This is a genomic window from Vibrio barjaei (assembly GCF_001639065.2).
Taxonomy (GTDB): domain Bacteria; phylum Pseudomonadota; class Gammaproteobacteria; order Enterobacterales; family Vibrionaceae; genus Vibrio; species Vibrio barjaei.
In genome coordinates this window covers 474,334-489,089 of sequence record NZ_LQXO02000053.1, presented here as the reverse complement: position 1 = coordinate 489,089, position 14,756 = coordinate 474,334, and the positions used below count along the sequence as shown (strand labels likewise).

At 42.4% G+C, this 14,756-nt stretch carries 11 protein-coding genes; 7 read left to right on the top strand and 4 right to left on the bottom strand.

Features of this window, described 5'->3' with window-relative positions; translation table 11 throughout:
- Window positions 1-501: 501 nt before the first annotated feature.
- A complete protein-coding gene (locus tag AWH66_RS22765; protein WP_063603325.1) occupies window positions 502-2,373 on the bottom strand; it encodes a methyl-accepting chemotaxis protein in 1,872 nt (623 codons plus the stop codon).
- Window positions 2,374-2,678: 305 nt separating this feature from the next.
- Here AWH66_RS22765 and AWH66_RS22760 point away from each other — a divergent pair, with 305 nt between their 5' ends.
- From AWH66_RS22760 to AWH66_RS22730, 7 genes are all read left to right on the top strand, one after another.
- The gene (locus AWH66_RS22760) at window positions 2,679-3,374 is read left to right on the top strand and encodes an aspartate/glutamate racemase family protein (protein ID WP_063603326.1); all 696 of its coding nucleotides are present in this window, start codon (window positions 2,679-2,681) and stop codon (window positions 3,372-3,374) included.
- A 184-nt stretch (window positions 3,375-3,558) separates the two neighbouring features.
- Entirely contained in the window at window positions 3,559-4,935 is a 1,377-nt protein-coding gene (locus tag AWH66_RS22755; protein ID WP_063603722.1) for a sensor domain-containing diguanylate cyclase, read from the top strand.
- Between the two features lie 33 nt (window positions 4,936-4,968).
- Entirely contained in the window at window positions 4,969-5,883 is a 915-nt protein-coding gene (locus AWH66_RS22750; RefSeq protein WP_063603327.1) for a LysR family transcriptional regulator, read from the top strand.
- Between the two features lie 123 nt (window positions 5,884-6,006).
- The gene (locus tag AWH66_RS22745; RefSeq protein WP_006070556.1) at window positions 6,007-6,621 is read left to right on the top strand and encodes a LysE family translocator; all 615 of its coding nucleotides are present in this window, start codon (window positions 6,007-6,009) and stop codon (window positions 6,619-6,621) included.
- A 102-nt stretch (window positions 6,622-6,723) separates the two neighbouring features.
- Window positions 6,724-7,431, top strand: a complete 708-nt coding sequence (locus tag AWH66_RS22740) for a hypothetical protein (protein WP_063603328.1) — start codon at window positions 6,724-6,726, stop codon at window positions 7,429-7,431.
- 90 nt (window positions 7,432-7,521) lie between these two features.
- Window positions 7,522-8,589 carry an ABC transporter substrate-binding protein gene (locus AWH66_RS22735; protein ID WP_063603329.1) on the top strand — a complete coding sequence of 356 codons (1,068 nt, stop codon included), beginning with the start codon at window positions 7,522-7,524 and terminating at the stop codon, window positions 8,587-8,589.
- A 2-nt stretch (window positions 8,590-8,591) separates the two neighbouring features.
- On the top strand, window positions 8,592-10,997 hold the full coding sequence (locus AWH66_RS22730; RefSeq protein WP_063603330.1) for a bifunctional diguanylate cyclase/phosphodiesterase: 2,406 nt from the start codon (window positions 8,592-8,594) through the stop codon (window positions 10,995-10,997).
- Window positions 10,998-11,022: 25 nt separating this feature from the next.
- On the opposite strand, the gene AWH66_RS22725 is transcribed toward AWH66_RS22730, so the two are convergent.
- From AWH66_RS22725 to tkt, 3 genes are all read right to left on the bottom strand, one after another.
- Window positions 11,023-11,994 (bottom strand): GGDEF domain-containing protein, encoded by a 972-nt coding sequence (locus AWH66_RS22725; protein ID WP_167360982.1) that lies wholly within the window; start codon window positions 11,992-11,994, stop codon window positions 11,023-11,025.
- Window positions 11,995-12,079: 85 nt separating this feature from the next.
- Window positions 12,080-12,532: a putative pterin-binding protein gene (locus AWH66_RS22720; protein ID WP_063603332.1), complete on the bottom strand. Its 453-nt coding sequence runs from the start codon at window positions 12,530-12,532 to the stop codon at window positions 12,080-12,082.
- A 221-nt stretch (window positions 12,533-12,753) separates the two neighbouring features.
- On the bottom strand, window positions 12,754-14,745 hold the full coding sequence (gene tkt / locus AWH66_RS22715; protein ID WP_063603333.1) for a transketolase: 1,992 nt from the start codon (window positions 14,743-14,745) through the stop codon (window positions 12,754-12,756).
- Window positions 14,746-14,756 lie beyond the last annotated feature (11 nt).

Sequence of the window (14,756 nt, the reverse complement as noted above, 5' to 3'; positions counted from 1 at the left end):
AATAGCGCTATTTATTGAATTAGAATAATCACTCCATTGCATAAAGTAGGGATTTGTTCTGATGCTATCCATATTTCTAGCACCACTTTAGGAAATCGTAGGATATTATATTGCAGAATGGTCCATTAACAATTCGGCAAAAAATCAGGTTGTTTTGACTAAAAATGCAATACAAGTGGCTAACATAACGCATAATTGCGCAGAGATTTTATGGGGAAATCACATTGTCAACATCAGGGCTTTATAAAGTTTATTGTAGTGAATGTAAATTCTAATTTGCAGTTCATTTGGTGTTTGAACTGGCTAAGTGGAATTTGTATAGATAATTATATTTAGTTTAGTTTAAAAAATAGGTTATTGCTTCGATTGGTGGTGCTGGGCGGTATATAACCAAGAACTCATGGGTCATTTTGTTGTTGAGCAAATTGTTGTTGAGCAAATTTCCATCTGGGATAAAAAAGCTCCGCCAAATTGGCAGAGCTTGGTTGACGTCAAAAGACGTTATACTTTGAATCGATTGAGTATGTTCTCTTGTTGGTGAACATTACTAAACTGCTCAGTCATTGCTGTGTTCGCATTGTTAGCCGAATCGGAAACCTGTTCACTAAGATCTTTAATCTTGATGGTGTTGGCATTGATTTCCTCTGCAACTAAGCTTTGCTCTTCGGCAGCCGCAGCAATTTGCATATTCATGTCAGAAATCTGTGCGATAGATTGGCGGATACGTTCCAACGCATCATTTGCACTTTGTGCTCGTTCAACCGCAAGGCTAGCGCTCTCTTTACTCTGAGTCATAGCGCTAGAGACAGAATGCGCTCCACTTTGTAGTTGCTCTATCATACTACGAATCTCTGTGGTTGATTCTTGAGTGCGTTGTGCAAGCGTACGGACTTCATCGGCTACAACAGCAAACCCACGACCAGATTCACCTGCTCGAGCAGCTTCAATAGCGGCATTGAGTGCAAGCAGATTGGTTTGGTCGGCAATGTCGTTGATGACTTTAAGTATGGTTTCAATATTGTCTGTTGCCGTTTCAAGCCCTTGAACTTCAACTACCGCATCTTCAATACTGTGTGAAAGGTTGGTGATTGCTGATGTTGTGTCTAACACGACAGCAGAGCCTTCCTGTGTTGCATTGTCCGCTGCTTGAGCTGCACTGGCTGCGCCTTGAGCATTGTTTGCAACTTCAGCGGAGGTACTTGCCATTTCATTCATCGCCGTAGCAAGCTGTTCCAATTCTTGCAATTGCGTATTCATTGCTATTGCCGAGTACTTTGAGCCTTCGGTCGTTTGCTGCGTCAGGGTCAGAATCTTGGTGGAGATCTCTTTAGATTGAATGATCTGTTGCTGAAGGTTCGCAGTAAAGGTGTTAAACCCTTTTGCTAGTTCGGCAAACTCCTCGTCGGTATCTGTATCTAAACGATGGGTCAAATCGCCATCTCCATTCGCTACATCCTGAATCGCTGCATTGAGATCATTCAATGGGCGCATAAGGAAACGAATGAGTAACGTTAGTGCAATGACACTGACAATTAGACCCGTCAAAATGAAGAAAATGGACTGATTTCGTAGTTCGCCAATTGCAGAGAACGCGATGTCTTTATCGATGATCGCACCAACATACCAGTGCTCTTCCGGTACTTGGACCAGATTAACTTGATAATCTTTGCCATCAAGTTTTAATTCTTGAACACCCTCAGAGAGTGTAATACCTGGCAAAAACTTGCTGATTGGCTCTCCGTTTAAACTACTATTTGGGTGCGCGATAGTCATGCCTTTATCTGTCACTACAAACAAATAGCCAGCGTTGAATAAATCGGTTTGGTTTACCAGATCCGCGAGTGTTGTTAGGGTCACGTCGAAAACGACGCTACCAATGAAACGCCCTGTTTCATCATTAAGCGGCGAACCAAGGGAAATAATGACGTTCTTTGTCGACGAATCTACATAAGGATCGGTAATGATAGTGTTTCCCGAGGACTTAGCTTCTTGATACCAAGGACGTGACCTCGAATCATAGGAGGCATCTGGCACCCATCCATCATTACTTACAAGTGAACCGTCGTTTTCGTAGCCGACACCAACCGCTTGGAAACTGGATTTAAGTGTTGGTGTTGTTATGACATTGGCGACATAGTCATTTTCAGTAGGAGCAATCTCTAGAGATTCAGTGACAGCACTCGCCAAATCTCGCTTAGAGTTAAGATCATAAGTAATGGTGTTTTTAACGCCAGTAATAAGCTCATGAATACTGCCGTCAATATGACTTTGTAGCTCAGAGCGAACGGTAACAAGTTGGGTAATTCCGAGAGTGGAAACGGTCACGAGCAGCAAGGCTGCTGAGGCCGAAACGATTTTGTGACTAAATTTCATACTACGTCCTAGATTGGCTTAAACCTATAGCCGGTTGGCTAGCCAGTACTGCTTTGAAAATTATCGTTATTTTTAGGGTTAATAAGAACAGTGTCTTGTATAACTTTAAATGTTATCGGTGGCAAGCAGCATTACTTTAGTAGTTATGTCATTAAAATTGACTGGTCGGTGTTCTGATATAACCAGCCTAGCAAATTGTTCTGTAACGATTTGAGAAATCTATGATACAACAATGGTAGGGCAAGGGGAGAACCACCAGTTTTTACCAAGTTTGATAGGAAGCGTCGTATTAATAGGATGGTGATATGAAAACAATAGGTTTGTTAGGTGGAATGAGCTGGGAGTCTACGGCTAACTACTATAAAGCTATTAACGAAGGTGTTAAGCGAGAACTAGGTGGTTTTCATTCTGCCAAAGTTGCTCTATACAGTGTCGATTTTGCGGAAATAGAGACCTTACAACGTCAGGGAGATTGGGACGCTGCGGCTAGATGCTTAAGTGAATCTGCCAAGTGTATCGAAGCTGCAGGTGCCGACTGCTTACTGATATGTACCAATACTATGCATAACGTTGCATCAGAAATCGAAGAGGTCATATCAATTCCTCTTTTGCATATTGCTGATGCCACCGCAGAGCGCTTGAAGTATGACGGGATTACAAAAGTTGGCCTACTGGGTACAGCATTCACAATGGAGCAGAGTTTTTACAAAGGACGCCTTGAGCAGAAATACGATATCGAAGTAGTCGTGCCTAGCCAAGAGCAACGAGCACTCGTCCATAACGTTATATACAGTGAGCTAGTAAAAGGGAAGGTGAGTGATACTTCGCGTCAACGCTACTTAACGATCATTGAAAGCCTAAGAAATAACGGCGCACAAGCGATTATTCTAGGGTGTACCGAAATAGCGATGCTAGTGGAGCAAAAATACACTGATGTTCCTTTGTACGACACAACACAGATCCATAGTGAAGCTGCTGTTGATTTTGCTTTAAGCAAATAAACCACAAAGATCTGGAGTGCGGTAACATCTAAGAAAAGTGAACTGCGTTCCAGAGATATTATGAGATTTTGATCGTGATTTAAAATATCTGAGGGGAAAATCACGAAATTTACGACTATAAATAACACTCTTGTTGGTTGTTAATTTAGAGGCGTCAGTGTTCTTCCTCAAAGTAGTGTTTGTAATGGTTGCGTTGATACTGTTTCCGGCTAGCACTTTAGCTGTCGAACGCGGTACTGACACTATTGTCATTTCAAACTCAAAAGCGTGGAAACCCTACTCTTACCTTGATGAAAACAATCAACCCGCAGGCATTCTTATCGACTTTTGGCGAGCGTATGGCGAGGCGAATGATGTCGAGATACAGTTCAAGCTAGTTGATTGGCAATCGTCGCTAGACTTAGTTCGCGACGACCAAGCAGATGTACATGCGGGACTATTGTGGTCCAAAACGCGTGCAAACTACCTTGATTACGGTAGTGAAATATTCGAAATCGATACCCAGCTTTATTTTCATAGTAGTTTGCAGTCTTTTAATGTTAACTCGTTCTTGATGGGGGGACATAACTATAAGGTAGGCGTCGTTTCTGGAAGCTATGAAGTTGAATTTTTAGAGACGAACTACCCGAATGTCGAATTAACCTTGTTCGATAATAATTCGAAGTTATTGCAAGCGGCTTTTTCCCACCAGATTCGTGCTTTTGTCGCGGACCTTCAGGTTGCGAATTACTATTTATATACGTCGTCGAACACAAGTGAATTTATCGGTGTTAAGCATCTTTATTCCGGTGCGCTGTATTTTGCTGTGGCCAAGAACAAAACGGCAACGCTTGATGTTTTGATCCCTAACTTTAGTAAGATCAGTGTTGATGAACGACAGCGTATACTCAGTCGATGGATGCACATTGAAACGGTGTATCCAGAACATCTAATACCGATCATTGGTATTATGATCATTCTCGGTGTGTTCGTTTATATACTCTTACTGCGCTATACGGTAAACACTAGAACAAATGAACTGGCTAACGCCAATAGAGAATTAAAAGTCTTGTCTGAAACTGATGCACTAACTGGTTTGAGTAATCGTCGCTATTTTTTAGAAAAACTAGAGAAGTATCGACATACTGGTGGTTATCTTGCGATTATCGTTGTCGATATTGATGACTTTAAGAAAATCAACGATACATTTGGTCATGTTCAAGGCGACAAAGTGATTAAATCTGTTGCGAACTCAATTCGGTCGCTCCTCAAAAGTGATTGTGTCATCGCGCGTATTGGTGGTGAGGAATTTGCACTGGTCTATGTGTATCAAGGATTTGAATATTCTTATCAACTATCACAAAATATCTGTCGCTCTATCAGAGAGTTAGATGTTAAAGATATCTGCTCCCAACCAGTTACAGTGAGTGTAGGTTGTGCGGTGTACGAAGATGCGTCGGAGTGTGAGACACTATATGAAGCCGATAGACTGATGTATGTTGCTAAAAAGCAGGGGAAAAACCGTGCTGTGGTAGAGCTAATATCCTCACAGGCTAAGAGAATGTCCACGATAGACAAGTGATGACATCTCTTTTACGAATAGATGTCGAAGTAGATGAATCAAAAAACCAACCTTAATCTTCTCTATACCCTAGAAGTACTATTAGCTGAGAAGCACGTGAGTCGCGCGGCTGATAGGCTGAACTTAACTCAGTCCGCCGTAAGCCGCCAGCTTAGTCAATTGCGCGATATCTATCACGATCCTTTGCTAGTAAGAAGCGGCAACCATTATGTTTTGACCCCGCGTGCTGAGAGATTAGGAGCAGAGCTTGAAGGTTTGTTCCAAAACATTACTAAGGTGTTAGGCCAAGCGGACTTTGACCCACAACTGTTCGATCAAACGTTCACCTTTTCTTCTTCTGACTATGTGGCTCAATATATACTTCCAGAGCTCGTTGAACATTTGTCGTCTTTGGCTCCCGCGATGGAGTTTGCCTACCGGTTATGGGAACCAGACAACCTAGCTAAACTCAGTGAAATCGATGTTCAACTGGCATCCACTATGTTAACAGAAGCACCTTTAGGTTTGAGTTCTCAGCAAATAGGGGAGGATATACCTGTCATTGTGACTCGCAAGAATCATCCACTATCAGGTACTAAAACAATTACAGAGCAGGAATTGGGCGAGTATCCGCACATTCGAATCTCTGGTGGTGGAGATAAGGACAGTTTCCTTGATAGAGAAATGAAGGCACGGAGCTTAAAACGAAGAATTCTAGTTTCAACGCCTTTTTTCTCTTCAGCCTTTGCACTGTTGCAACAAACCGACGCACTGTTGACCGTTCCACTACATATCGCCGTGAATCTCAAAAAGACCCAAAGATTACATGTTATCGATATCCCCTTTAATGTACCTACTCATAAGTATTGGTTGTTATGGCACCCGAAATACGACCATGAACCCGCGCACCGTTGGACTCGAGACCACGTGTTATCCATAATGCGTAGTTCGATGTACTCGGTACGATAGTCTCACAACGGCACAGTATCAATGTTCTGGTTATGATTTGATTTCATTACAACGATGAAAAATGGTGATTTCAAATCATAATATTGCAGTGATAAAGTAGCTCCAGTTATTTGAGGAGCTGTTATGACGTTTACTGTTTGGTTATCTTTAGTTGCAATCTGTCTTCTTGGGGCAATGTCTCCAGGTCCTAGTCTCGCTATTGTCGCAAAACACAGTTTAGCTGGGGGAAGGAATCATGGACTGGCAACAGCATGGGCACATGCATGTGGGATTGGAGTTTATGCACTGGTAACGGTTCTTGGTTTGTCGGTGTTATTGCATCAATTCCCGATTGTTTTTAAAACAATATCATTGCTTGGTGCACTCTATCTTGCGTGGCTAGGATTCAATGCTATTCGTTCAAAAGGTGGAATTGTCGAGCGCCTCGAGTCTGGCAAACAGGTATCGGTAGCATCAGCGGCAAAGGAAGGGCTGTTTATCTCACTTCTGAGCCCGAAAATCGCGTTATTCTTTACTGCACTATTTAGCCAATTTGTTGCAATAGGAAGTGAAGTATCAGATAAAGCCATTATTGTCGCGACACCTCTGATTATTGATGGGCTTTGGTACACACTCATTACCTTTATGCTGTCATCGCCAAGGTTGTTAGATTCATTGAAGTCGAAAGCGAAAATTATCGACCAGTTGTCGGGTGTTGTCTTAATACTCTTGGCTGTTCGCGTCGTTTATACTTTGTGATTCTAAGGTTCGAGTAATACTAAGATAGTTGAATCAATAGCTTGAGAGATGCCATTTAACTTCTTACACTTAGGAAATAATGGACTACTTTGAGACTGTAATTTGAAATTAAAAAAGCTATTGATTCTCGGTTCCTTAGTGATTGGCCTTACCGGTTGTCTTCATAGTGCTTCAGAGGAACCTAGACCAAGTGTGTTTACATTGGATAATGTTGACCGCTTAGTGAAAGAAGACATTCTACAACCAGAACAACTCGATCCTGATGAAAAAGACTATAAATACCTAGCTGGGTCTACTGACCTGAATAAAGATGGCGATGATGAACTGCTTGTTCTTATGCAGGATCCTTATTTCTGTGGTTCTGGAGGTTGTACGGCCTACCTATTCTCTTCATCGGGTGACTTGCTCAACAGAATGACGGTGACACGAAAGCCTATCCTTGTTTCAGATCGAACAACGAATGGTTGGAAAGACTTTTACGTTTGGAGTAATGGTTCACTTAGAACGATGAGCTTTGATGGAAAAGCCTATCCGACAAATCCATCTGTCGCTCCCGAGTATAGTCGAGAGCGTGAGAGACAAACTGCCGAACAAACTCTTGAGGTTCAAGAAATAGTGGTTCAAGACGGTTATGGTATCGCTATGGTCGAAGACCTTCCCATTTTCTACCCTGCTCATAGTTACCAATTTACTTTTAGGCACTATGGGGACCCTGAAAACTTATACCTTTTTAAAATCAACATGGTAACAGGTGACTCTGAATTAGAAACACTACCAATCCCGAAAGAGAAGGATAGTACGCAAAAGTAACTATTCTCAGTAATGAGATAGGGTTTGCATCGCAATCACTAACACTATGTTCTAGTCTGATTATGTTAGTAAAAGCTAAAGGACTAGCAGATGCAACGACAGGTTCTGCCAAAAGTGGTCGTAATTAAACGAGTAGTACTTTCTGCTCTCGTGCTGATTGCGCCTGCTTTTGCCGATCATAGTAGCGACACCGTCCACCTATACAACTGGGAAGCCTACCTCTCTCCAACAGTCAAAAATGACTTTAAATCAAAGCATAATATTACCATTGAAGAGTTCTTCTTTTCTGATGAAGCGGTGCGTGACGAACTGCTCCTCAGTGAAAGGGGACGAACCATTGATTTGGTAGTAGTTGAAAGTGTGCGCTTGCAGATGTTAGCTAAACAGGGAGCTATACAAAACATAAGCTCTATTCAAAATCGAATAGCCAATCGATTTGAAAAACGTTGGTTGGATGCGTGTGGCGAGTATGGAATCCCATATTCATGGGGAACCAGTGGTATTCTGTATCGTAGCGACAAGACCCAAAATCCAGTTACATCTTGGGCGTCATTGTTGAACCCCGACGATGCTCTTAGAAACAAGATCTCCATGTACTATCACCCCATCGATCTCATTGGCGCGGCGATGATGTTTCTAAAACATGACCCTTTTTCAGATAACGAAGAAAAACTTCACGATGCCTACCAACTGTTAGAGCAGCAGCGACCTTTTCTAAGCTCTACAGAATATATTTTGGAGGCCATCCAAGAGCCGAAAAAGCTTGATAACATTTACATGGCATTTGGCTTTTCTGGTGACGAGTATGTATTAAACCAATTGAGCGATTCTGACGAAGTCCAATGGAAATATGTGGTTCCTGAAGAAGGTACTGTAGTTTGGCTTGAATGCCTTGCTGTGCCTGCAGGTAGGCCAGTGAGCAAAGCGACGATCAAAGCTATCGATTATTTATCCTATCCTGAAGTCGCCGCTTTGAATGCAGAAGAATCTTGGTTTTCATCACCCAATCTCAATGTCGCTCCTTATTTGAGTGAGGAATACTTAAGTGACCCCATCATCAACCCCGACCCTACATTAATTGAACGTAGCTATATCTACCGACCTATCAGTGACGTCGGCTTGCGATTGAGACAGCGAATTGTAGAAGACCTGAGGTGACGATGAAGTTATTGCAAAGGCTGCATTTAGCATTGATACCAACGATCGGCGTAATTACTGTTGGGGCAGGAGCTGTACTTTACCATTGGCAGCTTGACGAACTGAAGTTGCTGGAACGTTCGAAATGGATCGCAAATGTAGAAGCTGCTCTAAAGGCTACACGCTTTGAGATAAAAGGCATAGAGGCTTTAGGCTATGAAATATCAGGCAGTACGCAGTTTTTACGTCATATTCAAGACACTGGCGTTTTAAGCAGTCGGAACTTCCTTGAGTCACATATCAATTATGTACTAAGTCGAGATCATAGTAGGCAAGAGAGCAATACGGCAATCTATGTACTAGATGAAATGTTTACTATGACAGCCGCTTCTTCAAAGTCGAATCCATTTAGCGCTCGGTCTTTGCCTGATGACCTTTACCAGCATGTCTTTGACTCCCATGTTAAGGTTTCCCTTAGGGAGCCTTTTGATCTGTCGGGAAATATCTACCAATCTTTAACAGGAGAGGTCAGATATAGTTCGACAGGTGCTTATGATCCTACTTTACTTCCTGATGACAAATATGCGATAACTCGACCAGACCGTAGTTTATTAGTTGTTGATGGTAGTCTTATAGAAATTAACGCTTTGTTTAGCGAAGCATCTCAGTATCCATATATCAGCTTAGAATTTAGTAATGGTGTTTTGGAAGACAAAATTGGTGCTAATATTGTGGTTAAAGAACTGGGTAGTGAATTCATTGATGGCAATATTATGCGTATTGCCGGGGCTGGATTAATTGTAGAGCTGAATATTCTAGATTCACATTACACAACCATTAAGAAAGAACTTGCCTTAGATGTGTTTGGGTATCTGTTCCTGGTAATGTTCGTGCTGTTGATGGTCATTCACTTGATTATACGCCGTCGAATACTTTATCCGATAGATGCTTTGTTGTCAGAAATCCATAAAGGTGGGTTGGAGCTACGATACTTTAAAAGAGCTAAAGGTACTGATGAAGTTTCAGTTCTAAAAAATGCCTATATAGATAGCTTGAGTAAAGTAAAGTTTGAAGCGGAGTTCGATGGTCTTACCCGTCTTGCCAATCGCAGGTCATTTATTCATTTTGTAGAGCAGCGTATTGCCAGCTATTCGACGAAAACGACCTATATTGTCGCTTGGGATATTATCGATTTTAGACGAATCAATGACCTTTATGGAGCACGTATTGCTGACCAAGTTTTAAAGAACTTAGCGAGAGAAATAGAATTGCTTGTCAGCCAATATCAAGAGAGTAAAGGTTCTGTAAACAGTGATTATTCAGTTTGTCGATACGGTAGTAATACATTCTGTGTACTTCTTGAAGCGAGTGATGAAAATAAAGTTAAGTTGCAAATAGTGAATAGTGAGAAGGCACTTAAGCGAGCAGGGTTACTTGAAGTCTTACCAATTAACTTGGAGCTTGCTATGGCCATTTTTCCTCTCTGCCGTGGCGAACAATCACACTTGTGGCAAAAAGGGTTGGAAGAAGCGCTAAACAAAGCGAAGCAAATTAAGAACCAGCGCTCCTTAGTGCTATTTGACGACCAGTTATTGGATGATTTGTCTCGTATTGATGACATTGAGAGGGTACTTATGACATGTACCCAAACGCATGGGTTTGAGCTGTGTTATATGCCAATAATTGACGCGAAATCCTTTGAGATTGCCAGCCTTGAGGCATTAGTGCGATGCCCGGTGTTACAGGAGAAAGGCATTGGACCAGATGAATTTATCCCGGTAGCAGAGAAAGCAAACATTATTGGTGATATTGATCGATGGGTTATAGAGAATGCATTGAGAGACTTGCAAAAAATGAAAAGAGATTGTGATTATACGGGAAGTATCTCGATCAATATCTCTGCGTTAGAGTTATACAATAACGAATTCATTGAGCAAATCTGTAACCTGTGTAGGAAGTATGGTGTCAAGCATCATAGAGTTATATTAGAGGTGACCGAGACTAGTTATGTACGAAGTACTCAAGACACAGTTGCCATCATCTCGGGGCTTCGAGAGTTGGGTTTCAAGGTGTCCTTGGATGACTTCGGAACTGGTTACGCTTCAATCAATCAGCTGCTCCTATACCCAGTTGATGAACTGAAGATAGATAAGAGCTTTGTTGATCGAATTAGTGAGCAAGCAAGTGAAGAGCGAATGCTTAAGTCAATCATAGCATTAGGCCATAACTGTCAAGCTAAGGTCGTGGGGGAAGGGGTAGAGACCGCCAATCAATTTCGCTATCTAACTGAAATTGGATGTGATTACTTGCAAGGCTATTTCTTCAGTAAACCCCTTGGATACCTTGAATTATGTAAGTTCTACAAAGTAGGACCTTATGATGTACTCTCTGTTAAAGTGACCAATCTAAAAATCGCAGATCGACCTTAGTGAGTCTATTAAGTGGGTGAAGTTATTAAGTGGTTAGAGCTTTACGGGATAGTTGCGTTAGTGCCTCCATCAAGCTGCTTCGTTTAAGATTAAGCTCTTGCGATAGGGAAACGTCCAGTACCAACTCCATGTCACTCAATTCGATGGTTTTTGAAAGCTCTTCTTTGAGTTTCTGTACTAACTTATCGGAAATTAACGAATCTTCTGTCTTGCCTAAAATAATGAATTGGGCACCACTATAGCGATATAGCAGTAAATCATCGGTTAGAAAAGCCATTACCCTCTGTGCCGCAGTTTTTATGATGACATCACCGTAATCGATGCCGTATTTTTGATTCACTTCTGCTACGTTTTGCACTCTGATTGATAGCAAATTGTAGTGAGGAGCCGTGAGATTCGCTTTAATGTCAGTCGTAAGAGCAACACGATTTAACAAGCGTGTGAGTGGATCTCTTCGCTGAGTGGTTTGCCTCATTTGGGTCTCAATCCAGAAAATCACCGATATAACGATGAACAAGACGATTAACGCAACAGTACTTACTTTCTGAAGTACCAATAAGCGTTCTATTAAAGTGCGACTCTTCTCACTAAGAGGGCTCTCTATTTGGAATTTATTATTAATAAAATGAATGACTTCATTGAAGTTGAGCTTGATACGTTGGTTGAGTGCAGTTTGAAGTTCAGGTTTTTCTTGTAGTAGTTTTAAGGAGCGCTCAAGGACTTTGAATTTGTCGAATTGAGCAATGAAGAAGTCGTGATAATTGGCTTGTTTGATGAAGTTAGCGGATTCTTTGCTATTCAGAATAATGTCAAAACGACTCCAAGTGAGGTCATAAGAGAGCCAAATCTTCTCTGTGTCGAGCGGTGTGATATGGGTTTGCGTAATGAAATTAGAATATTCTTTGACGAGCTGTAGTATAAACCATGTCGCTTCGTTCTTTCGTTCAGACAGGTCTTCGTTAATATGATTAATGCGGTCTATGGTAATAACGTTCACTGCCAAAACGCAGGAAGTGATTATGATCAGTATGAGCTTCGCCAGATTGATAGGAAACCGGCGAATAGAATAAGTATTTAGCATATCAGTAGCTAACTTCTTTTAACTGCCAAATCATCATAGAGTGATAGTCAGTTGTATCAATTTCAGGGAATTGAGAAATGGGGAATATCACCCAGAAAGGTCCTTTATCCCTGACAGACATCTTTTCACCATTTTTCCGATTCGCGACGATAGGGTTGTAAGCTTGGATGTCTTTGAGGTTAATTGCGACTTTATAATCATTAAGTGCGACAAAGGTAATCGTGTCAGGGACTTGTGCGTTTGCTTGAGCAAAAAGTTCGATAAGTGAAACACCGGTGAAGTGATTTTCACCTTCTAACCAAGGTAGCTCAGTCGTAATACTAGTTTGTGGCATATTCGCCAAGTCCTCATCCGTGTATGTTTTGAAAGTGACACCTTCACTCTTCATCGTTAAATTTGAGGCCAAAGCTAGGGAAGAGAGAAGCGCACACAATAGAATCGTACTCTTGAGCATAATGAAGTTCCTTTTCGTTGCTACATTGATAGTGTAGGAAGCATGTTTGCGTAATCAATGTAGGAGGTGTTTCATATATGAGACAGACACAAGATGAAACCAAGGAACTATCTGATAATAAAGCGAACCGTTCGTGGATCGATATATTGAAAGTAGATAACGACAACAAAAAAGCCGAGCATTTATGCTCGGCTTAGTCGTTTAGGTTTTATAGCTTAGTCTTACGCGAGAAGATCTTTAGCAGTGGTCACAACATTTTCAGTCGTAAAGCCAAACATTTTGAATAGCTCGCCTGCAGGTGCAGATTCACCGAATGTTGTCATACCGATGATCTTGCCACCAAAACCAACATACTTGTACCAGAAGTCAGCAATACCCGCTTCAATAGCGATTCTTGCTGTCACATCTGAAGGAAGTACAGACTCGCGATACGCTTCGTCTTGTTTATCAAATACGTCTGTTGCTGGCATAGAAACAACACGTACTTTCTTTCCTGCTTCATTCAGTTCTTGAGCGGCATTCACAGCTAACTCAACTTCAGAGCCTGTTGCAATCAGGATTAACTCAGGCTTGCCTTCGCAATCTTTGAGCACATAAGCTCCTTTTGCGATATCAGCAACTTGCTGAGTGCTACGCTCTTGTTGAGCTAGATTTTGACGGGAGAAAATCAGTGATGTTGGACCGTCTTTACGCTCGATAGCGAATTTCCAAGCAACCGCTGACTCGACTTGGTCACATGGACGCCACGTGCTCATGTTTGGTGTTAGGCGTAGTGATGCCATTTGCTCAACTGGTTGGTGTGTTGGGCCATCTTCACCCAGACCGATAGAGTCGTGTGTGTAAACTTGGATGTTTTGCACTTTCATCAGTGCCGCCATACGCATTGCGTTACGAGCGTATTCCATGAACATCAGGAACGTTGCCCCGTAAGGAACAAAGCCGCCATGTAGTGCGATACCGTTCATGATCGCAGTCATACCAAACTCACGCACGCCATAGTGGATGTAGTTACCTGATGCATCATCAGCTGTTAGCGATTTAGAACCTGACCACATGGTTAGGTTTGATGGAGCTAGGTCAGCAGAACCACCTAGGAATTCTGGTAGCATGGCACCAAAAGCTTCAAGTGCATTTTGAGATGCTTTACGTGATGCAATATTTGCCGGGTTCGCTTGAAGATCGGCGATAATTTGACTTGCTTTTTCTTCCCATTGAGCCGGAAGCTCACCGTTTACACGACGTTTGAATTCTGCGGCTAACTCTGGGTAAGCTGCTTCATACGCTGCAAGTTTTTCGTTCCACGCTGCTTCCTTAGCCGCGCCCGCTTCCTTCGCATTCCACTCTGCGTAAACTTCTGTTGGAATTTCAAAAGGACCGTACTCCCAGCCTAGTTGCTTACGTGTTGCCGCGATCTCTTCTGCGCCAAGTGGTGCACCGTGGCAGTCATGAGAGCCAGATTTGTTTGGAGAGCCAAAACCGATAATGGTTTTAGTACAAATAAGAGTAGGGCGAGGATCTGCTTTCGCTGCTATGATTGCCGCGTTGATCGCTTCTGAATCGTGACCATCTACCGCTGGGATAACGTGCCAGCCATATGCTTCAAAACGTTTTGGAGTATCGTCAGAGAACCAACCTTCCACTTCACCATCAATAGAAATGCCGTTGTCATCCCAGAAAGCGATAAGCTTACCGAGGCCTAGCGTACCTGCGAGAGAACACGCTTCATGAGAAATGCCTTCCATCAAGCAGCCATCACCCATAAACGCATAGGTGAAGTGGTCAACGATGTCATGACCTTCTTTGTTAAATTGTGCCGCAAGTGTCTTCTCAGCTAGCGCCATGCCCACAGCGTTAGTAATACCTTGGCCTAGAGGACCAGTGGTTGTTTCAATGCCGGGTGCGTAGCCATACTCTGGGTGGCCTGGTGTTTTTGAGTGCAACTGACGGAAGTTTTTAAGGTCGTCAATAGAAAGCTCGTAACCTGCTAGGTGAAGTAGAGAGTAAATCAACATTGAGCCGTGGCCGTTAGACAGTACGAAACGGTCGCGGTCCGCCCACTCAGGATTTGATGGGTTGTGGTTTAAGTGAGAGCGCCAAAGTACTTCAGCGATGTCAGCCATGCCCATAGGAGCACCTGGGTGACCAGAGTTAGCTTGTTGAACACCGTCCATGCTTAGTGCACGGATAGCGTTTGCTAGGTTTTTACGATCCATAATAAACACCG

Excerpts from the sequence above, each read along its gene's own strand:
- AWH66_RS22750 (WP_063603327.1), top strand. The coding sequence starts at position 4,969 with ATGAATCAAAAAACCAACCTTAATCTTCTCTATACCCTAGAAGTACTA.
- AWH66_RS22755 (WP_063603722.1), top strand. The coding sequence starts at position 3,559 with ATGGTTGCGTTGATACTGTTTCCGGCTAGCACTTTAGCTGTCGAACGC.
- AWH66_RS22760 (WP_063603326.1), top strand. The coding sequence starts at position 2,679 with ATGAAAACAATAGGTTTGTTAGGTGGAATGAGCTGGGAGTCTACGGCT.
- AWH66_RS22765 (WP_063603325.1), bottom strand. The coding sequence starts at position 2,373 with ATGAAATTTAGTCACAAAATCGTTTCGGCCTCAGCAGCCTTGCTGCTC.
- AWH66_RS22720 (WP_063603332.1), bottom strand. The coding sequence starts at position 12,532 with ATGCTCAAGAGTACGATTCTATTGTGTGCGCTTCTCTCTTCCCTAGCT.
- AWH66_RS22745 (WP_006070556.1), top strand. The coding sequence starts at position 6,007 with ATGACGTTTACTGTTTGGTTATCTTTAGTTGCAATCTGTCTTCTTGGG.
- AWH66_RS22735 (WP_063603329.1), top strand. The coding sequence starts at position 7,522 with ATGCAACGACAGGTTCTGCCAAAAGTGGTCGTAATTAAACGAGTAGTA.
- AWH66_RS22730 (WP_063603330.1), top strand. The coding sequence starts at position 8,592 with ATGAAGTTATTGCAAAGGCTGCATTTAGCATTGATACCAACGATCGGC.
- tkt (WP_063603333.1), bottom strand. The coding sequence starts at position 14,745 with ATGGATCGTAAAAACCTAGCAAACGCTATCCGTGCACTAAGCATGGAC.